This window comes from Dyella sp. EPa41 (assembly GCF_016586165.1).
Lineage (GTDB): Bacteria > Pseudomonadota > Gammaproteobacteria > Xanthomonadales > Rhodanobacteraceae > Dyella.
In genome coordinates this window covers 1-18,409 of the sequence record NZ_BCPR01000085.1, presented here as the reverse complement: position 1 = coordinate 18,409, position 18,409 = coordinate 1, and the positions used below count along the sequence as shown (strand labels likewise).

Genomic DNA, 18,409 nt, shown 5'->3' with positions numbered 1-18,409 from the left:
ACGACAGCGGCGGCACGTTCTGACCGAAGGCCTCGCGCACCGCGGTGAGTTCGACGATGTCGCCCAGCGGCGTGGCGGTGCCGTGCGTGTTGAGGTAATCGATCGGCGTTTCGCAGCGGGCCATGGCCTGGCGCATGCAACGCACGGCGCCTTCGCCCGAAGGCGCCACCATGTCCGCGCCATCGGAGGTCACGCCGTAGCCCACCAGTTCCGCGTGGATGGTGGCGCCACGCTTTCTGGCATGTTCGTAGTCTTCCAACACCAGCATGCCGCCACCGCCCCCGATGACGAAACCGTCGCGCGATGCGTCATACGGTTTCGAGGCCGATTCGGGTGTCGCGTTGTACTGGGAGGACAGCGCGCCCATCGCATCAAACTGCGCCGTCATGCCCCAATGCAGTTCTTCAGCACCGCCGGCGAACACGATGTCCTGCGCGCCGTGGCGGATCAGGTCGGCCGCCGCGCCGATACAATGCGCCGACGTGGCGCAGGCCGCGGCGATCGAATAGCTCAGGCCCAGGATGCCGAATGCCGTCGCCAGCGTGGCGGACACGGTGGAGCACATGGTCTTCGGCACCATGCAGGGGCCTACGCGGCGCACGCCCTTTTCGCGCAGCAGGTCAGCCGTTTCGATCTGCCATTGCGCCGACCCGCCACCCGAGCCGGCGATCACGCCGACACGCGGATGACGGATCTGTTCGAGCGCAAGGCCGGCATCCTCGATCGCCGACCGCATGGCCAGGTAGGCGTACGCCGCGGCGTCACCCATGAACCGCCGCAGCCGGCGGTCGACCAGGGCGTCCAGGTCGATCCTGGGCATGCCGGCCACATGGCTGCGCAGGCCCTTCGCGGCGTATTCGGGCATGGCGCGGATGCCGCTCTTGAGATCCTGCAGCGCCTGCGTCACCGCCTCGGAGGCATGACCGAGGCAGGACACGATACCCATGCCAGTGACCACCACGCGGCGCATCAGAAGCTCTCCGTCGACTGGAACAGGCCCACGCGCATATCGGTGGCCGTATAAATCTGGCGCCCATCGACATGGACGGTGCCATTGGCGACCACCACGTTCATGCGGCCCTTGATGACGCGGCTGATGTCCACCGCGTAACTGAGCAGGCTGGCGCTGGGAAGTACCTGGCCGGTGAACTTCACCTGGCCGACGCCGAGCGCGCGACCACGCCCTTGCAGGCCCAGCCATGGCAGGAAGAATCCGCTGAGCTGCCACAAGGCGTCCAGGCCGAGGCAACCGGGCATGACCGGATCGCCATCGAAATGACAGGCGAAGAACCACAGGTTCGGGCTGATATCCAGCTCTGCGCGAAGCGATCCCTTGCCGAACGCGCCATCATGCTCGTTCACGTGCGTGATGCGGTCGAACATCAGCATGGGTGGCGATGGCAGGCGCGCATTGCCAGGGCCGAACAGTTCGCCGCGGGCGCAGGCGAGTAGCTGCTCGCGATCAAACGAGGAGGCGCGTGTCATGTCTTGTCCGCAGAAGAGGGGAACGGCGAGTCTGGGGGACCCCTTTCCTGTCGGCCCTGACGAGGATCAAGGAGCCGCGACGCAACGACAGGTTGCGTCCATACGGCATCAAGCCGACCGCTCGCGATGCGCCTCCCGCGCCATACGGGCAAGGCGCGCGCCTCGATGAAGTGCGATACGCAACCCCAGCGGGACATCTTCCCAAGGCAGGCGTTCGAGCAGGTTGCGTGCCGTCAGCCCCAGTTCCGTATCACCGGTAAGGACGAGCCTGCGCTGGAAGAACAGCGTATCGGCGTCCTCGAGGCGGCCTGCCAGCAGCAGGAGATCCGTCGCGCTGCCGCTCACGCTGGCTTCCGGCTCATCCGCCATCACGCGAAACCGCCCGTCATCCCGGGTAAGCACCCAACGCAGGCCGAGGTCGCTGACCTCGATGCCGAGACGGCGCCCTTGCATGAAATCGAGCGAACCGTCGCGCAGCGGCACGGCGAGTACGCGGGCCATCGCCTTCTCCAGCAAGGCGTGCAGCCAACGACCCGGCATGGCGCGAACCAGGGGTGCCACGCGGCGCGGTGGCGGCATCCAGCGCAGCACATGCGGCGCCAGCGTGGAAGGAGCAAGCGAGATCGGCATGCCCGGGATCATCGGTCCCTGCCCCCTTGCCCTGCCCTGATCAACATCAAGGCCGCGGCCTTCGCCAACGATGCCTTGCTGAAGACAGGCATCGTCTATGGCGAGGCCAACCAGGGCGCGTGCCGTGGCACCTGGCACGCCGACGCGGGCCGCGAGCGTCTGCGCGCGCGTATGTACACGCTGCTCGCGACCGGCATCGCGACCCGCCACGCCGGCACGCGCCTTCAGCCATGCCACGAGGCGCACAAGACGCCGGCGCGTCGCCAGCAGCAGGATCAGGCCATCATCGACACCATCGATGGCGCCGCGCGTGCGATCCAGAAGCCAGCGATCACGCGGAAGCGGCGACATGGAGGCGCTCCTCATCGACAGCGGTCAAAGCGTGCGCGGCGGGAAGCACGGCATCGGCATACACGCGAGCCGCTTCGCCAGGTTCGAAGTCCGCGTGTTGACGCTTCTTCACGCCGTAATCGGACAACACCAGGTGCGCGTCGGCGACCACGGCCGCCCTTGCCAGGCAGGCGGCGACGCAGCGCATCTCGCATCCGTCGAGTGCGAGTATCCGCCGCCCGCTTTGCGCCGTGCGTACCAGCCCGGGCACACCGCCGCCCACGCCCGCGATGCAGGACATTTCCGCCGTGCCCTCGCGATCGAGGCGCAGCGCAAAGTGATTGGCCATCTGCGCCGCGCTCGAGCATCCCGAGCAGGCGTAAACGAGCGTTCCCTTCGGCATGTTCATCTTCCCGGCTTCACCTGGTCACGCAAGAATTGCCGCACGCGCCGGCGCGTACCGAGGAATACGGCAGCCACTCCCACCCATGCGATGCACTGAAACAAGCCTGCGGTTCCGACAAGCCATGTGTCGGGATGCAACGTCGACAGCACAACCGCCGCGCCGGCAACAGCCAGGGCGATAAGCGCCGCGCCACGCTCGCGTGCAGGCATCAATCGCTGCACGCCAGGCAATGGCACGCCCCGCCCCACACGCCGGTGCAGCTCGATCCAGCCGAGGAAGGCGACGATTTCCAGCGCCATGCCGACGACCAGCAGGGGCAACGCCATGCCCAAGGCGAGTGCCGCGGCGGGCAACGGTCCGCCGCTTTGCGACGACAGCGCCACTGCGGATACCAACAGCGCAAGCGAGCCGACTCGCCAGCTCCACCAGAGGGGCCCACGTCGCGCCTGCGTGGTACGCCGCTGCGACCACGTCACGGTAAACGCAAACGACAGGCCGAACAGCGCAACCGTTGCCGGCAAAACTGCGTCACCCAGGCCGATGAGATACGACACCGCAGCCACGGGGAACATGGCCAGCAAGCAGCCCAACCAGGCGGCATGCCATGTCGGCGGCGGCGCAACGGTTCCCTGGAACATGGGCATGACCACCCGCCCGACGCTGGCGAGCAGCACCACCATCCAGCCCAGCACGCCAAGCGAGGCATGGACATCCACCCAGCGCGGTATGTCCAACGACAACCGGCCACTGCCGCAAAGGGCCAACGCACCACCGAGTAGCGCCGTCGCCAGTCCGAATAAGAGAGACGCACCGATGCCCGCGCGCAGCCGCCGCTGGCCGACCGCCCGGCACACGGCAGGCAAGGTGATCCCGACCAGGGCGAGAAATGCCAGAGGCAGCATCAGGCCACCCAACGTCAACAACGGGATCGAGGCGAAGTAAAAGCCGCCCACGAGCGACAACGTGCCCAGGTTCAGCGCAATATGCATCCCGCTTGCCAGCCGTCCACTGCGAAGCGGAACACCGGCCGCGGCCGGCAGGAATTGCAACAGGCTGCCGAACATCGCATTGCCGAGCACACCCAGGGTAAAGGTATGCACCAAGGCCAGCGTGCCTGGATGCCAGCGCGACCGCAGCATGCCATCGCCGTCGAGCATCAGCAGCAGGCCCGCCAGCATGCCCCAGGCCGGCATGGAGCAGAGAAACCGGCGGGGTAGCGAGACAGTCGGCGCCTGGTCAAGCGCCAGCTTGGCCATGAGCGGGCGCAGCCCCATGCGGAATGCAACGAATGACGACTCTCGCGCCACCCTCGCTGAGCGTCGTCGCCTGTGCCTGGAGCCCGCGCTCGGCTAAAGCGGACAACAAGGGCATGGGCATCAGCGGAGTCAGTACCTCCAGCACGTCGCCCGGCATCAGTCGATCCGCCGCCGCCAGGGCTTGCTGCATCGGCTCCGGTGGCTGCAGGGTGCGAAGGTCGAGCAGGGTCGCGCCGGCAGGCTTGGCTGAACCCCGGCAGAGACAGGTAGGACTGGACATGTTCATGCCGCTATTTCATCGACTACGGCGCGTCGATGCGCTGACCTGAGTCAGCGCATCGGTAAGCACCTCACCTCATCGGTGACTGCCGCCTCACAGCGGCTGCTTGCCTTGCCATTCCAGTTGCAGCCATACCTTGGTGTCGTCGTGCGCATAGTGGTCCGCACGATAACTGGCAACCTTCACCAGCCCGGTCAAGCCTGGCATCAGCGGGAACGACAACGACGCGTTCCACTCGTCGCCGTAATGACTGCCACCCTTGTCGGCGTGATAGTCGTGATAGGTCACGACCCAGCCGAGCTTGCTCGCCCAGCCTTGCTTGCCGAGATTGCCGTTGAGGGACACGTAGTAATCCTCCAGGCCATTCACCGGTGTCACGGTGAACTGATCGTCCCAGCCGTTGAAGGCATGCAGCGTGGCGAGCGGCGTCTGCAGCGCAGTATGGCCATCACCCGCCAGGTGCTCCCAGGCGAGCTTGCCGGTGACCCCCCATTGCGTCCACGCCGGCTCCAGCAGCCAGTAGCTGTGGGCGAGGTTTTGCGGGTTGTTGGCGTAGTCGTACTGGCGGGCACCTTCGACGGCCCAGCCAAACCCGCCTTCGGGCGAGGGCTTGCCTACCCAACGCGCGCCGTAGGTGGCGGTGGAGGCGGTGGCGACGTCCTTGTCCTTGTGCAGGTACGCGTAGCCCGATACCTGCTGGTTGCCATGCGCCCATGCCGCATTGAAAAGGTGCGTGTTGAGCAGGCGCTTGCGGGCCAAGGGGCTCAGCGCATCCGGCCCAGCCACGCGGTTGACGCGATCGAGCCAGTCGTAACGCAACGTCCAGTCCGCTGATGGCTTCCATTGCAGGGCGATCGCGTCGAAGGTCTGCTCGAACTGGCGCCAGGCTACGTTGCCCACCCAGCGTTGATTGTCGAGCACGATTTCCTGTCGCCCGACCTTGGCGCCGAAGTCACTGCCCTGCCACGTCAGCCATGCTTGATTGAGCTCGGTGCCGTGCGGGTCGGTGATACCCGGATATTGCGTATGGCCATTCGCTCCGCTGTTGTAATGATCGTTGGCGCTCGCCGTACCCGCGCCTTCGATGAAGCCACCCCAGCCATTGCCGAAATGGGCGCGCAAACCCAGTCGAAGGCGCAGGGTATCCGCCTGCGCGTCGCGACTGAACGCATCATCGTCGACCTGCTCATGGCGAAGTCGCGCATTCCACTCCACTTGGAGCGGCGGCGATGTTTCCGTGCCCGACTGGGCATTCGCTGCGAAGGAAACTCCAAGCATGGCCAAACCACATGCTGCCAACGAACGACCATGGCATGCCCTTTTCATCCAACTACTCCTGTCGATCTACTCCCCATTGAGTGAAGGTAGTCTCGACAGCTATCCACGCGCCCGGCCTGACCGTCGTCAAGCCGTTTGCACTTGAAGAGTTGCTGTGACAACGCGCCGCGTGATGGTTGCAAGCGCGAGAACATGTTCGTCGCGACGTCGCGAGCGACCTCCAGAACAAGTCCTTGGATCCATGGCTACGCAACGCGGAACGGTTGCCGGGATGACCCGCACGACCATGCACCCACTGAAGGTTTCCAAACCATCGCGCACAATCGAAGGGCGAGTACAAGCTCGCCCTTCGATTCGAACCACATGAAGAAAGCAGGTGCCCCGAGATGAACGCTACGGTGCGCGAAGCGTCTTCTTCACCGCCTGCACGAACTCGGGATCGAGGCGCCCGATGATGGCGGTGCGCGCCACGATGCGACCCTCCCCGTCCAGCAGGAGAAGCTCACTGGAATGATTGAAGTCGCCATCCGGCAGGGGACGATATTGCACGCCAAGCAGTGCCGCCAGCTGGCGCGTGGATGCGGGCTCGGCGCGCGCCAACGTCCAGCGGGGCGCTTCCAGCCTGCGCCCTTCGGCGTATTGACGAAGTACCGGCACGCTGTCCCGCGCGGGATCGAAGCTGATCAGCAAGAGGTCCAACCGGTCGCGGTCGCCTTCATCCACCGCCTTCCGGGTCAGCTTCAGCGTGTCCACGATCATCGGGCACACCATCGTGCACGAGGAATAGAACATCGACACCAGCTGCACATGGCCTCGGCGCGATGCGAGAGGCCAGGTCTTGCCGTCCTGGTCGGTCAGCTGAACCTCCAGCTGGTAGATCGAATCCCGGAGCAACGGCGTCGCTGCATGAGCGGCGGTGAAGAACAGAAGGCCTAGCAACACGATCAGCCGCTTCATCGATCACTCCTCAATCGGACTTCGCACAACGAAAGCCGAGGTTGGTGGTGGTATTGGCTGCCTTGAGCGAGGACAACATGGCGACGCGCATCAGCGTGGCGTAGTTCTCCTTCTCCTGCATGTTCAGTGCACCGGCGCCGCAAAACTTGAATTTGTCCGCGCCGTCCTGGTCACGGCTGTCGCTGCCCACCAGCAGCGCATTGAAATCGTCGACCCACTCCCAGACGACACCATTGAGGTCACGTACGCCATGGACGTCGGCGGCCCCGCCAATCTCGGGCAGCGGTGCACTGGACGGACGGCTGTACCAGACAAGCACGCGCTCGCGCCATGCAGGATCGTTGCGGGCGTCCGTGCGCTGGCCATCTGCCGCGGCCGCATACTCCCATTCATACCAGGTGGGGAGGCGCGCCTGCTCACTCTCGCAATAGGCTTCCGCCGCAAACCAGCTGACGCGGGTAGCAGGCTGTGAAGGTGAAATCGCGGCCCCCAGCGCATCGTCGCCGGCCCAATGGGAGAGGTAACCGGCATCGGCAAAAAGAGCCGGCACGCGGTCACGCCGCCACTCGGGATGTTTCCGCGTGAAGGCCAGGAACTCGGCATTGGTCACCGGCTCGGTGCGCAGGCGGAAAGGCGCGATGCGCGCGGGCGCCGCCTTGCCATCCGCGGGAAGCACGCTGGAAAAGCTGCCTCCCGGCAGGGCGGCATACTCTGCCGCCGCTGCCGGGAGAGCCAGCAGCAGGCCGGAAAGGATCACGGCCAGCCGTTTCATCTCAGTGCCCCGTGGCCGCCGGCGCCGGCGCGGCGCGTACCTTGGACACTTCTTCCTTGCTTACCTGGCCGCCCGGGTTGCCCCAGCTGTTCAACACATAGGTCAGGATGTTGGCCACCTCGTCGTCGGTCAGCTGGCTCATCGGCGGCATCACCGAGTCGTATTCCTTGCCGTTGACGGTGACCTTGCCGGTCAGGCCATGCAGCGGAATGCCGATCAAGTGATCCTTGTCCTGCTTCGCCAGGTAGTCCGACTTGGCCAGCGGCGGGAATACGCCCGACAGGCCTTCGCCATTGGCCTGGTGACAGACCGAGCAGGTGCCGGTGAACAGCTGCTTGCCCGCGGCGACCTGGTCGTTCTTGCTCAGCGTGCCGCTGGCATTGGCCTTGGCCGCGGTGGCAACGGCGTGCAGGTTGGGATTGGCGCGGTCACCCAGGTATACCGAGTCCACTTCCTTGCCCGAATAGATCGCCTTGTTCTCCGGCCCATCCACCTTGAGGATGCCCAGCGCGCCCTTGTTGAAGGCACGGAAGATCGAGTGGTCGACCAGCACGTAGCTGCCCGGCACCTCGACATGGAACTCGGCCATCATCGCGCCACCGGCGGGGATCAGCGTGGTCTGCACGTTTTCCTGAGCGTTCGTGCCGCCCTCGTAGTAGACCTTGTCGAAGATTTCGCCGATCACGTGGAAGCTCGAGACCAGGTTCGGGCCGCCGTTGCCGACGAACAGGCGAACGCTTTCGCCGACCTTGGCGGTCAGGGCGTGGTCGCCGGTCAGCGAGCCTTCGCGGCCGTTGAACAGCACATAGGTCGGGTGCTCCGCGATCGCGGCATCCATGTCGAACGGCTGGTGGCCCTTCTCGCGGTACTTGCCGGTGGTGTAGAAGTCACCCTGCATCACGTAGTACTCATGGTCCACCTTCGGCAAGCCCTGCGGCGGCTCGACCAGGATCAGGCCGTACATGCCGTTGGCGATGTGCATGCCCACCGGCGCCGTGGCGCAGTGGTAGACGTACAGGCCGGCGTTGAGCGCCTTGAAGGTGAACTGGCTTTCATGGCCGGGCGCGGTAAAGCTCGACGCCGCGCCGCCGCCCGGGCCGGTCACGCCATGCAGGTCGATGTTGTGCGGCATCTTGCTGTCGGGCGAGTTCTTCAGGTGGAACTCCACCGTGTCGCCCTGGCGCACGCGGATGAAACTGCCGGGCACGGTGCCGCCGAAGGTCCAGTAGGTGTAGGTGACGCCTTCGGAAATAGGCATCTCTTTCTCGATCACTTCGAGCTCGACGATCACCTTGGCGGGGTAATTGCGATGGATCGGCTCGGGCACATTCGGCGGAATGCCGAGTACCGCGTGGATGGGCTCACCCTGCGGCGGGCCGAAGTCGACCGGCGCCGCGAGCGGTGCCGGGCTGGCCGTTGCAACTATGGCCAGCGGTGCCGTACCTGTCGCCTGGCCGGCGAGTACGGCGCCGGGCAGCAAGCCAGCGGCGATGAGTACAGTGGCTAACAGTCGTGACATGGGTTTCTCCCTTGATTCCCAACTCAAGCCTAGGCAGCGTCATCAATCCCCGCTTGACTGATGTCAGAGACGGCGAAGCCCTTGGCCAAATGCGTCAACCTGCCACGGCTTTTTTCTTCAATTCGTGCACTCGTCGCGCGACAGATCGCGAAGCGCTTTTCGATCGAGCAACGTGACGGAACGCCCGTTGATGTCGATGAGTTTCTGGCTGCGGAAACGACCCAGCACGCGGCTTACCGTTTCGGCGGCAAGACGCAGGTAGTTGGCGATATCGCCGCGCGCCATGCTGAGTCGAAATTGCGTGCCCGAGAAACCACGCGCCTGGTAGCGATCACCCAGGTCGAGCAGGAAGGCGGCCATGCGCTCGTCCGCCGTGTGGTCGGCCGCAAGCAGCGTCGCGGTGCCGAGCTCCTTGCTCAACAGCCGGAACAGGTGTTGCTGCAGGGCCGGCATGCGCGATGCCAGGGCACTCATGGCGGGAAACGAGAAGCGGCAGAACTGAGCCGCCTCCAGCGCCACGGCATCGCACGGAAACTGGTCCGGATAGATGGCGTTCAGGCCAATGACTTCGCCCGGCAAATAGAAACCCAATACCTGTTCGCGGCCATCCTTGTCGACGACGCAGGTCTTCACCGTACCCGCGCGTACCGCATAGATCGCGCGGAACGGATCGCCCGTGCGAAACACATGGGCACCGGTGCGATAAGGCCCGACGTGTTCGACGAGGCAGTGCAACGCGGACAATTCAGGCTTGCCGTAACCCACCGAGAGGCAGGCATCGGAGAATGCGCAGGTGCTGCAGAAGTGGACCTCGTCGCCATCATCCGCAATGGGATTGCACGAATGCGGCGTGCGGTCGATGGACTTCCCTGAAAGCATGTTCGGCCCCCTAGATGGGTCGCATCCGTCAGATCGTGCGCGAATAGCGGGACGTTTCTGCCGGGTTGTTGAGATACGCGTCGAAGTTCATGGCGATGTTGCGCAGGAGCAGCCGGCCGCGCGCGGTGATGCGAATCGCCGCGTCGTCCACCACGACCAGGCCGTCGGCCGCATGTTCGCGCAACCGGTCCAGCTCCCTGTCGAAGCAATCGGCGAAATCCAGCTGATGGGATTGGCCGAAGCCACGCATGTCGAGTTCGCCGTGGCACATGAGCTCGCTGATCACGGCGCGGCGAACGATGTCGTCGCCGCTCAGCGAGATGCCGCGCGCCACCGGCAACCGGCCTGCCTTGATCGCGGCTTCGTAACCGATGAGGTCGCGCGCGCTCTGGCTGTAGCTGTCGCCGATGCGGCTGATGGCGCTGACGCCGAGCCCGATGATGTCGCAGTCGCCGTGCGTGGAGTAACCCTGGAAATTGCGCTGCAACGTGCGGCTGCGCTGCGCACGCACCAGTTCATCGTTGGCGCGCGCGAAATGATCCATGCCCACGTAGACATAGCCCGCGTCGCACAGGCGCTTGAAGGCGCGCCCGAACAGCGCCAGTCGCGTGGCCGGATCGGGCAGTTCGCCGGCATCGATCTGCCGCTGCGCCTTGAACAGCTTGGGAAGATGGGCGTAGCCGTAGACGGCGATGCGGTCGGGCGCGAGGCCCAGCACTTCGTCGAGGGTGCGATCGAAGCCATCGAGGGTCTGCCGGGGCAGTCCGTAGATGAGGTCCACGCTCACCGAGCCGTAGCCCGAGGCGCGCGCCGCATCCAGCACTTCGCGCGTCTGTTCCACGCTCTGGATGCGGTTGACGGCTTCCTGCACGGCCGGATCGAAATCCTGGATGCCGACCGAGATGCGGTTGAAACCCAGCGAGGCCAGTTCCGTGATGTAGCGGCCGTCGGCGAAACGGGGGTCGATCTCGATGCCGTACTCGCGTTCGCCCTCGCGGCGGTAGGCGAAATGGCGCTCCAGCATCTCGATCACCGACGTCATGCGCGGCAGGTCGAGGTAGTTCGGCGTGCCGCCGCCAAAGTGCAGCTGCTTCAGCGGGCGGTCCCGATCGAACATCGGGCCCACCATGGCGATCTCGCGGAACAGCAGTTCCAGGTACTGGTCGGCCTTGGCGATGTCGCGCGTGATGACGCGCATGCAGCCGCAGTAGAAGCAGGGGCTGAAGCAGAAAGGTACATGCACGTAGACCGAGAGCGGCCGCGGCACGAGGTCTTCGTTGGAGGCCTGCGCCGCCGCCCGCAGGGCGGCCTCATCGAACCCGGTGTGGAACTGGGGCGCCGTCGGATAGCTGGTGTAACGCGGGCCGGCGACGTCGTAGCGTGCGATGAGGTCAGCGTCGAATTCGGGAACAATGGTATCGGTGCGCATGGGCGGCAGTATCTGGCCGCCCCTGCGAGACTCATCTGACGCCAGTCAGGCGCCTGCGACATTTAGTGTAGGTTTTCGGCTCAAATCCCTGTGGTAAACCGCCGCAGGCTGTTCCGTCGCCAGTTAGCGTTGCTGTGACGCAATCACTTGTTCTATGGAGCCGAAGATCGATGCGCCGGACGCGTCGGTAACGTCGATGCGCAGGCTGTCGCCGAAGGTGAGGAACGGGGTGCTCGGCTTGCCGTCGCGCAGGGTTTCGACCGTGCGCTGTTCGGCCAGGCAGGACGCGCCCTTGCTGGTGTCCTCGTTGGCAATGGTCCCCGAGCCGACGATGGTGCCGGCGGTCAGCGGGCGCGTCTTGGCGGCATGCGCCACCAGCTGGGCGAAGTTGAACTGCATGTCCACGCCGCATTCGGCCTCGCCGAACCACTGGCCGTTGAGCCAGGTGCGCATGGGCAGGTGCAGCTTCTCGTCCTGCCAGGCATCCCCCAGTTCATCCGGCGTGACGAAAACCGGCGACAACGCCGAACGCGGCTTGGACTGCAGGAAGCCGAAGCCCTTGGCCAGCTCGGCCGGGATCAGGCCGCGCAGCGAGACGTCGTTGACCAGGCCCACCAGCTGGATGTGGGCCGCCGCCTGCGCCGGCGTCACCGCCATCGGCACGTCGTCGGTGACCACCACCACCTCGGCCTCCAGGTCGATGCCGTAGTCCTCGCTGGGTACCACGACCGGGTCGCGAGGACCGAGGAAGCCGGCGCTGGTGGCCTGGTACATCAGCGGATCGGTGTAGAACGATTCCGGCACCTCGGCGCCGCGCGCGCGACGCACGCGCTCCACGTGCGGCAGATAGGCACTGCCGTCGACGAACTCGTAGGCACGCGGCAGAGGGGACGCCATCGCGGTGACATCCAGCGCAAAGGCCTCCGCGGCCTTGCCGGCGTTGAGGTCGTCGGACAGCGCGTTCAGGCGCGGTGCCACGTTCGACCAGTCGTCCAGGGCGGCCTGCAGGCTGGCGGCAATGCCGGTGGCCTTCACGGCCTTGGTCAGGTCGCGGCTGACGACGATCAGCGTACCGTCGCGGCCGCCTTCCTTCAGGGAACCCAGTTTCATGTTTTGCTCCGAAGACTGCGCGGACGGCGGTCTTTTCGTTCTTGGTTGATTCGGTGGCGTGCTGCTTACTTGCCGGTGAAATGCTTGCCGATGCCCTGCCAGCACTCGTAATAGCTGCCCTGCAGCTGCGGCGCTTCCAGCGCCTGCCGGGTCGGATGGATCACCCGGCGCGTCTCGAACATGAAGGCCATGGTGCCGGTGATCACGTCCGGCTGGGACAGGTCGCGGGTCGAGGCCTTCTCGTAGGTGGCCGCATCCGGCCCGTGGCCGCTCATGCAATTGTGCAACGAGGCGCCGCCGGGTACGAAGCCCTCGGCCTTGGCATCGTAGGCGCCGGTGATCAGGCCCATGAACTCGCTGGCGATGTTGCGGTGGAACCACGGCGGGCGGAACGTGTGCTGCGCCACCAGCCAGCGCGGCGGGAAGATCACGAAGTCCATGTTGCTCACGCCCGCGGTGTCGCTGGGCGAATGCAGCACCAGGAAGATGCTCGGGTCCGGATGGTCGTAGCTGATCGAGCCGATGGTGTTGAAGCGGCGCAGGTCGTACTTGTACGGCGCGTAGTTGCCATGCCAGCCGACCACGTCGAGCGGCGAGTGATCGATCCGTGCGCGCCACAGGTTGCCCTGGAACTTGGCGACCAGCTCGAAGGCGCCCTCCACGTCTTCGTAGGCCGCCACCGGCGTGAGGAAGTCGCGCGGGTTGGCCAGGCCGTTGCTGCCGATGGGGCCGAGGTCAGGCAGGCGCAGCAGCGCGCCGAAGTTCTCGGCGATGTAGCCGCGCGCGCTGTCGTCCAGCAGTTCCACGCGAAAACGCACGCCACGCGGAATCACCGCCACTTCCAGCGGCTCCAGCCCGATCGCGCCGAACTCGGTGGCCAGGCGCAGGCGCCCCTGCTGCGGCACGATCAGCAACTCGCCGTCGGCGTTGTAGAAGAAGCGCCCCTGCATCGAGCGGTTGGCGGCATACAGGTGGATGCCCACGCCCGATTGCTCGGCCGCGCTACCGTTGCCCGCCATGGTGACGATGCCATCGATGAAGTCGGTGGGCTCGCCGGGCAGCGGCAGCGGATCCCAGCGCAACTGGTTGGGGCTGGCCGGCACCTCGTTGAAGCGATTATGGAAGCGGCCGTCGGCCATCGCCTCGAACGGATGATGCATGGCCGCCGGGCGGATGCGATACAGCCAGCTGCGGCGATTGCTATGGCGCGGCGCCGTGAAAGCGGTGCCGGACAACTGCTCGGCGTACAGGCCGTGCGCCACCTGCTGCGGCGAGTTCTGCCCTTCGGGCAGTACGCCGGGCATGGCCTCGGTGGCGAATTCGTTGGCGAAACCGGATTGGTAATCCTTGCTGGCCTTCTCAGACATGCGTCCGCCTTGTGCTTTGCTTAAGGCCCCTCTCCCTCCGGGAGAGGGGTGGGGGTGAGGGTTCGGTCTTGCGCGGCACTCCAGATGGCCTCGAGCACCACCGCCGTTTGTTGCAGGACCTCGTTGTCCCAGTAACGCAAGACCAAGAGGCCCAGCGATTCAAGGTAGCGAGTGCGCATCTCGTCCCTATCTTCGCCATGTTGCGAACCGTCGAGCTCGATGATCAGCCTCGCCGCCTCGCAGTAAAAGTCCGCTATATAAGGAGGAATCGGGTGCTGTCGACGGAATTTGAGTCCACCGAGGCGTCCAGCACGCAAATGCAGCCATAGACGCTGTTCGGCTTCGGTACCTTGTCGCCTCCATTCGCGTGCATAGCCGCGCGTCCTGGTTGGCAGCGGTGGCTTCCTGCCTTGCCGCATTTCCGCACCCTCTCCCCCACCCCTCTCCCAAGGGGAGAGGGGCTATAGAGCAAAAGCGTCTTACAGCACGCCACGCTTCATCTGGTCGCGTTCGATCGACTCGAACAGCGCTTGGAAGTTGCCTTCGCCGAAGCCTTCGTTGCCCTTGCGCTGGATGATCTCGAAGAAGATCGGGCCGATGTTGTTCTGCGTGAAGATCTGCAGCAGCTTGCGCTGCTTGGTCTCCGGGTCGGCGTCGATCAGGATCTTGTTCTTGGCCAGGCGCGGCACATCCTCGCCATGGTTCGGGATGCGCAGGTCGATCACGTCGAAATAGGTATCGGGCGTATCGAGGAACTCCACGCCTTGCGCGCGCATCGCTTCCACCGTGTCGTAGATGTTGTCGGTGAACAGCGCGATGTGCTGGATGCCTTCGCCGTGATACGCGTCGAGGTACTCGTTGATCTGCGACTTCGGATCGCTGGACTCGTTGAGCGGGATGCGCACGATGCCGTCGGGCGCGGTCATCGCCTTGGACACCAGGCCGGTTTTCGCGCCCTTGATGTCGAAGTAGCGGATCTCGCGGAAGTTGAACAGGCGCTCGTAGTAATCGGACCACTTCTGCATGTTGCCGAAGTAGAGGTTGTGCGTGAGATGGTCGATGAAGGTCAGGCCGAAACCCTTCGGATGCTGGTCCGCACCCGGGATCGGCGCGTAGTCGTCGCCATAGATGCTGCCCTTGTCGCCATAGCGGTCGACCAGGTAGAGCATGCAGTCGCCGATGCCCTTCACCACCGGTGCATTGATCGCCTTGGTGGATTCGCCCAGTTCGCCCATCGCCTCGCCGCCGTTGCCGAGCACGGTGGCGCGCACTTCAGCCGCCGGCTTGCGGAAGCGGATGGCGAAACCCGCGGCGCAGGGACCATGCGCCTTGGCGAATTCGGCGGCAAAAGAGTTCGGATCCTCGTTGACCAGCAGGTTCACGTCGCCCTGGCGGTAGACCGTGATCGGGCGGCTCTTGTGCTTGAGCACGGCGCTGAAGCCCATGCGCTTGAACAGGTCGTGCAGCTCCTGCCCGCGACCCGCCGGGGCGGCGAACTCGACGAACTCGAAGCCATTGATGCCCATGGGGTTTTCGAAGGTGGTGACCTGCATGCCAAGATTGGGCTGCGCGCTCATGGGAATCTCCTGATCGATCAATGCTCAATGGCCTACGCCAAGCGTGCGACCATCCTCATAATCCCGACGTTATAGTTACATATGAAACCAGTTGCAAGGAGCATCGCATCAGTGTCCGTTGAACACCATCCCGACCATGCCCCGCTGGAGCTGGAGCATTTCCTGCCGTACAGGCTCTCCATCCTGTCCAATGCGGTCAGCCAGGCCATTGCCGACGACTACCAGCGGCGCTTCGACCTCAGCATGACGGAGTGGCGCGTGATGGCCGTGCTGGCGCGCTTTGACGGCCTATCGGCCCGTGAAGTGGCCGAGCGCACCCTGATGGACAAGGTGGCGGTGAGCCGCGCCCTGGCCAAACTGGTCGAGGCCGGCTGGGTCACCCGGGCCACCCACGACGGCGACAAGCGCCGTTCGGTGCTGGGCCTGAGCGAGGCGGGCTGGGCGATCCATGAGGTGGTGGCGCCGATGGCGCGGGCGCATGAGCGCAACCTGCTGGAGAAGCTCGACGACGAGGAACGCACCTGGCTGGTGCGCATCCTCGACAAGCTGCAGGCGATCGAACCGAAGTAGGCGTCGACGGGTTTTCCCGTCACTCCCGCTCGACCGGCCCTTCGGCTGTCGGGAAATCGCGGGAATGACGGAACGGGGGGCCTTACTTCACCCCATGCATCAGCCGGTTGATCAGCGGCGCGATCAGGAACAGCACCGCACCGGCGCCGGCCAGCAGCCAGAAGCTGAAGGTGAAGCCGCTGAGCGCGGAGGCGACGGTCATGCCGGTTTTGCCGCTGACGTGGCCGGCGAAGATGCCCGAGAGGTTGTTGCCGATGCCGGTGGAGAGGAACCAGCCGCCCATGGCAAAGCCCACCAGGCGCACCGGCGCCAGCTTGGTCACCATCGACAGGCCGATCGGCGACAGGCACAGCTCGCCGAGCGTCTGCAGCACGTAGACCAGCACCAGCGGCCAGAACGGAATCAGGTTGCGGCTGTCGACCAGGCTGGACAGCGCGTACATCAGCACCACGAAGGCCACCGCGTTGCCGAGCAGGCCCAGGCCGAACTTGCGCGGGATCGACGGCTCCAGGTTGCGCTTGTCCAGCCAGCCCCAGGCGATGGACACGAACGGCGCCAGCAACACCAGCGACAGCGGCGCGACCGACTGGAACCAGCCCACCGGGAACTCCCAGCCGCCGAACATCTGGCGGTCCACGATGTTCTGCGCGAGGAAATTGAACGAGCTGCCGGCCTGTTCGTAGAACATCCAGAACAGCACGTTGAACACGAAGATGATCAGCATCGCGATCACGCGGTTGCGCTGCACCTTGCCTTCGCGGAAGCCTTCGACCAGCAGCAGCAGCGAGAGCCCGACGAACAGCGCGCTCAGCATCCACTGCAGCACCACCGCGCCCGCCTTGGCCATCACCAGGTAGACCAGCGGTATGGCGAGCAGGCAGCCGATGAACACGTAGACCACGCGCATGCGGTTGGCCTGCTCCGCCGTGGGGCGGCCCACGCCCTTGAGCTGGCGGCGGCCGATCCAGAACCACAGCAGGCTGATCAGCATGCCGATGCCCGAGGCCAGGAACACCAGCTTGTAGTTCTGCTGCATCGGGGTGTCGGTGAAGTGGCTGGCCATCCAGCCGGTAATCAGCGGCGACACCAGCGCACCGGCGTTGATGCCCATGTAGAACAGGGTGAACCCGCGGTCGCGGCGCGCGTCGCCCACGCCGTAGAGCTGGCCCACCATCGAGGAAATATTCGGCTTGAACAGGCCGTTGCCGACGATGACGGTCGACAGGCCCAGCAGGAACACCTGCTCGTTCGGCACCATGATCATGAACAGGCCGGCCGACATCACGATGGCGCCGACCAGGATCGAACGCTGGTAGCCGATGATCCGGTCCGCCACGTAACCGCCGAACACCGCCGCCGCGTAGACCAGCGCCAGGTAGGCGCCGTAGGTGCGGCTGGCGAAACCCTGGCCGGACGGATCGTTGTTGAAGAACTCCGCCACGATGTACAGCGTGAGCGCCCAGCGCATGCCGTAGAAGGCGAAGCGCTCCCAGAACTCGGTCATGAACAGCATCCACAACGGACGCGGATGGCCCATGGTCTGCGGGTAATCGGGCGTCGCGGAAGCGGCGGCAGTAGTCGTTTCGGTCATGCAAACCCCAAGGTGCAGGTACGGCGCGCGCGCGCCGATCGAAATATCTTGCGAAAGGGAGATGTAACCGCCATCGCCCGGTCCGTCAAATGCGCTGCACCATACCAAGCCTGCCAGCCACCACCTACTACCCGGCTCTTTCTTTGATTGGCGTTGCCACCGTGGCGCCCGTTGTAGGAGCGCACCCAGTGCGCGACCGTCTTTCGCGCCGGTCTGCGGCATTCGTTCTTCAGGCATGCAGTTGGCGACGTCTTGTCTTCCACGACCGGGCTCGCCTGCGACCGAATGGCCCCCCCCGCGTGGCCGCGGGCTCCGAGCCGCTGCCGCGGCCCGGGTTACTTTCTCTTCGCGTGGCGTTCGTTCTCTTGTAGGAGCGCACCCTGTGCGCGACAGCCTTTCGCGCCGGTCTGCATGTTCGTCGTTTTGATGGACGAAGATTTTTGGCGTTGCACTTGTTGGCTTCCCGCGACCGGGCTCGCCTGCGGCGGGCTTCCGCCCTCCTGCCGGAGGCCGGGTCACTTTCTCTTGCTTGCCCAAGAGAAAGTAACCAAAGAGAAAGGCCCCCCGCGTGGCGCTGGCTGGGCTACGCCCAGCCAGTCCGTGAGGGGCGGCCGGGCTTTTCGACCGGGCTCCTGCCCGGACGAAAAGTGCCCGACGTCCTGTCGGGCACCCCTGCGGGGCCTGATCGTCCACCCCTCACCGCCACACAGGGGTTGGTTGAAGGCTCGTGCCGCGGAGCGGCACATCGCGTCGCGATGCCGCCGGTGACTGCGGTTCGTTGTGGGAGCGCACCCTGTGCGCGACCGCGGACTGACGTGGTCGCCTCAGTCCGCGATGGTCGTGACTACCGCGACGTGTGCCGGCGTTGCGGTCGCGCACAGGGTGCGCTCCTACAGAGGTAGGAAGGAATTTCGCGAGCACCCACCCCTCACCCCAGCCCTCTCCCCGGAGGGGAGAGGGAGAAAAAGCCGGC

The 18,409-nt window shown here is 65.2% G+C and carries 18 protein-coding genes; 1 reads left to right on the top strand and 17 read right to left on the bottom strand.

Annotated elements, in window-relative coordinates; genetic code table 11:
- The 16 genes from JMF82_RS19225 to hppD form a co-directional block, all read right to left on the bottom strand.
- A partial coding sequence (locus JMF82_RS19225) for a beta-ketoacyl synthase N-terminal-like domain-containing protein (RefSeq protein WP_201316142.1) occupies positions 1-970 on the bottom strand: 970 nt, incomplete at its 3' end.
- On the bottom strand, positions 970-1,485 hold the full coding sequence (fabA, locus tag JMF82_RS19220) for a 3-hydroxyacyl-[acyl-carrier-protein] dehydratase FabA (protein WP_201316141.1): 516 nt from the start codon (positions 1,483-1,485) through the stop codon (positions 970-972). The genes fabA and JMF82_RS19225, both read right to left, overlap by 1 nt.
- Before the next feature lie 108 nt (positions 1,486-1,593).
- Positions 1,594-2,466 carry an SCP2 sterol-binding domain-containing protein gene (locus JMF82_RS19215; RefSeq protein ID WP_201316140.1) on the bottom strand — a complete coding sequence of 291 codons (873 nt, stop codon included), beginning with the start codon at positions 2,464-2,466 and terminating at the stop codon, positions 1,594-1,596.
- Positions 2,447-2,848 carry a putative zinc-binding protein gene (locus tag JMF82_RS19210; protein WP_201316139.1) on the bottom strand — a complete coding sequence of 134 codons (402 nt, stop codon included), beginning with the start codon at positions 2,846-2,848 and terminating at the stop codon, positions 2,447-2,449. Before JMF82_RS19210 ends, JMF82_RS19215 begins: the two co-directional genes overlap by 20 nt.
- 2 nt (positions 2,849-2,850) lie before the next feature.
- Positions 2,851-4,107, bottom strand: a complete 1,257-nt coding sequence (locus tag JMF82_RS19205) for a hypothetical protein (RefSeq protein WP_236585578.1) — start codon at positions 4,105-4,107, stop codon at positions 2,851-2,853.
- Positions 4,088-4,393, bottom strand: coding sequence for a DUF2249 domain-containing protein (locus tag JMF82_RS19200; protein WP_236585577.1), 306 nt, complete (start codon positions 4,391-4,393; stop codon positions 4,088-4,090). The genes JMF82_RS19205 and JMF82_RS19200 overlap by 20 nt, the downstream gene beginning before the upstream one ends.
- Positions 4,394-4,480: 87 nt before the next feature.
- Complete coding sequence (locus tag JMF82_RS19195) at positions 4,481-5,665, bottom strand: alginate export family protein (protein ID WP_236585576.1); 1,185 nt, start codon at positions 5,663-5,665, stop codon at positions 4,481-4,483.
- Between the two features lie 393 nt (positions 5,666-6,058).
- The gene (locus tag JMF82_RS19190) at positions 6,059-6,622 is read right to left on the bottom strand and encodes an SCO family protein (protein ID WP_201316136.1); all 564 of its coding nucleotides are present in this window, start codon (positions 6,620-6,622) and stop codon (positions 6,059-6,061) included.
- Positions 6,623-6,632: 10 nt separating this feature from the next.
- The gene (locus JMF82_RS19185; protein ID WP_236585575.1) at positions 6,633-7,379 is read right to left on the bottom strand and encodes a formylglycine-generating enzyme family protein; all 747 of its coding nucleotides are present in this window, start codon (positions 7,377-7,379) and stop codon (positions 6,633-6,635) included.
- A 16-nt stretch (positions 7,380-7,395) separates the two neighbouring features.
- Positions 7,396-8,913, bottom strand: coding sequence for a copper-containing nitrite reductase (gene nirK, locus JMF82_RS19180; RefSeq protein ID WP_201316134.1), 1,518 nt, complete (start codon positions 8,911-8,913; stop codon positions 7,396-7,398).
- 117 nt (positions 8,914-9,030) lie between these two features.
- The gene (locus JMF82_RS19175) at positions 9,031-9,792 is read right to left on the bottom strand and encodes a helix-turn-helix domain-containing protein (RefSeq protein ID WP_201316133.1); all 762 of its coding nucleotides are present in this window, start codon (positions 9,790-9,792) and stop codon (positions 9,031-9,033) included.
- A gap of 28 nt (positions 9,793-9,820) precedes the next feature.
- Positions 9,821-11,221, bottom strand: a complete 1,401-nt coding sequence (gene hemN / locus JMF82_RS19170) for an oxygen-independent coproporphyrinogen III oxidase (protein WP_201316132.1) — start codon at positions 11,219-11,221, stop codon at positions 9,821-9,823.
- 123 nt (positions 11,222-11,344) lie between these two features.
- On the bottom strand, positions 11,345-12,331 hold the full coding sequence (locus JMF82_RS19165; protein ID WP_201316131.1) for a fumarylacetoacetate hydrolase family protein: 987 nt from the start codon (positions 12,329-12,331) through the stop codon (positions 11,345-11,347).
- A gap of 65 nt (positions 12,332-12,396) precedes the next feature.
- Entirely contained in the window at positions 12,397-13,698 is a 1,302-nt protein-coding gene (gene hmgA / locus JMF82_RS19160; protein ID WP_201316130.1) for a homogentisate 1,2-dioxygenase, read from the bottom strand.
- A 20-nt stretch (positions 13,699-13,718) separates the two neighbouring features.
- Positions 13,719-14,117 carry a DUF559 domain-containing protein gene (locus tag JMF82_RS19155; protein WP_201316129.1) on the bottom strand — a complete coding sequence of 133 codons (399 nt, stop codon included), beginning with the start codon at positions 14,115-14,117 and terminating at the stop codon, positions 13,719-13,721.
- Positions 14,118-14,177: 60 nt separating this feature from the next.
- Entirely contained in the window at positions 14,178-15,275 is a 1,098-nt protein-coding gene (hppD, locus tag JMF82_RS19150) for a 4-hydroxyphenylpyruvate dioxygenase (RefSeq protein ID WP_201316128.1), read from the bottom strand.
- 111 nt (positions 15,276-15,386) lie between these two features.
- Here hppD and JMF82_RS19145 point away from each other — a divergent pair, with 111 nt between their 5' ends.
- Positions 15,387-15,845 (top strand): MarR family transcriptional regulator, encoded by a 459-nt coding sequence (locus JMF82_RS19145; RefSeq protein WP_236585574.1) that lies wholly within the window; start codon positions 15,387-15,389, stop codon positions 15,843-15,845.
- 82 nt (positions 15,846-15,927) lie between these two features.
- On the opposite strand, the gene JMF82_RS19140 is transcribed toward JMF82_RS19145, so the two are convergent.
- Positions 15,928-17,436: an oligopeptide:H+ symporter gene (locus JMF82_RS19140; protein ID WP_201316126.1), complete on the bottom strand. Its 1,509-nt coding sequence runs from the start codon at positions 17,434-17,436 to the stop codon at positions 15,928-15,930.
- Positions 17,437-18,409 lie beyond the last annotated feature (973 nt).

Coding starts and splice junctions, on each gene's coding strand:
- JMF82_RS19165 (WP_201316131.1), bottom strand. CDS start 12,331: ATGAAACTGGGTTCCCTGAAGGAAGGCGGCCGCGACGGTACGCTGATC.
- JMF82_RS19140 (WP_201316126.1), bottom strand. CDS start 17,436: ATGACCGAAACGACTACTGCCGCCGCTTCCGCGACGCCCGATTACCCG.
- JMF82_RS19205 (WP_236585578.1), bottom strand. CDS start 4,107: ATGGCCAAGCTGGCGCTTGACCAGGCGCCGACTGTCTCGCTACCCCGC.
- nirK (WP_201316134.1), bottom strand. CDS start 8,913: ATGTCACGACTGTTAGCCACTGTACTCATCGCCGCTGGCTTGCTGCCC.
- JMF82_RS19210 (WP_201316139.1), bottom strand. CDS start 2,848: ATGCCGAAGGGAACGCTCGTTTACGCCTGCTCGGGATGCTCGAGCGCG.
- JMF82_RS19215 (WP_201316140.1), bottom strand. CDS start 2,466: ATGTCGCCGCTTCCGCGTGATCGCTGGCTTCTGGATCGCACGCGCGGC.
- JMF82_RS19200 (WP_236585577.1), bottom strand. CDS start 4,393: ATGAACATGTCCAGTCCTACCTGTCTCTGCCGGGGTTCAGCCAAGCCT.
- fabA (WP_201316141.1), bottom strand. CDS start 1,485: ATGACACGCGCCTCCTCGTTTGATCGCGAGCAGCTACTCGCCTGCGCC.
- JMF82_RS19155 (WP_201316129.1), bottom strand. CDS start 14,117: ATGCGGCAAGGCAGGAAGCCACCGCTGCCAACCAGGACGCGCGGCTAT.
- JMF82_RS19175 (WP_201316133.1), bottom strand. CDS start 9,792: ATGCTTTCAGGGAAGTCCATCGACCGCACGCCGCATTCGTGCAATCCC.
- hppD (WP_201316128.1), bottom strand. CDS start 15,275: ATGAGCGCGCAGCCCAATCTTGGCATGCAGGTCACCACCTTCGAAAAC.
- hemN (WP_201316132.1), bottom strand. CDS start 11,221: ATGCGCACCGATACCATTGTTCCCGAATTCGACGCTGACCTCATCGCA.
- JMF82_RS19195 (WP_236585576.1), bottom strand. CDS start 5,665: ATGCTTGGAGTTTCCTTCGCAGCGAATGCCCAGTCGGGCACGGAAACA.
- hmgA (WP_201316130.1), bottom strand. CDS start 13,698: ATGTCTGAGAAGGCCAGCAAGGATTACCAATCCGGTTTCGCCAACGAA.
- JMF82_RS19190 (WP_201316136.1), bottom strand. CDS start 6,622: ATGAAGCGGCTGATCGTGTTGCTAGGCCTTCTGTTCTTCACCGCCGCT.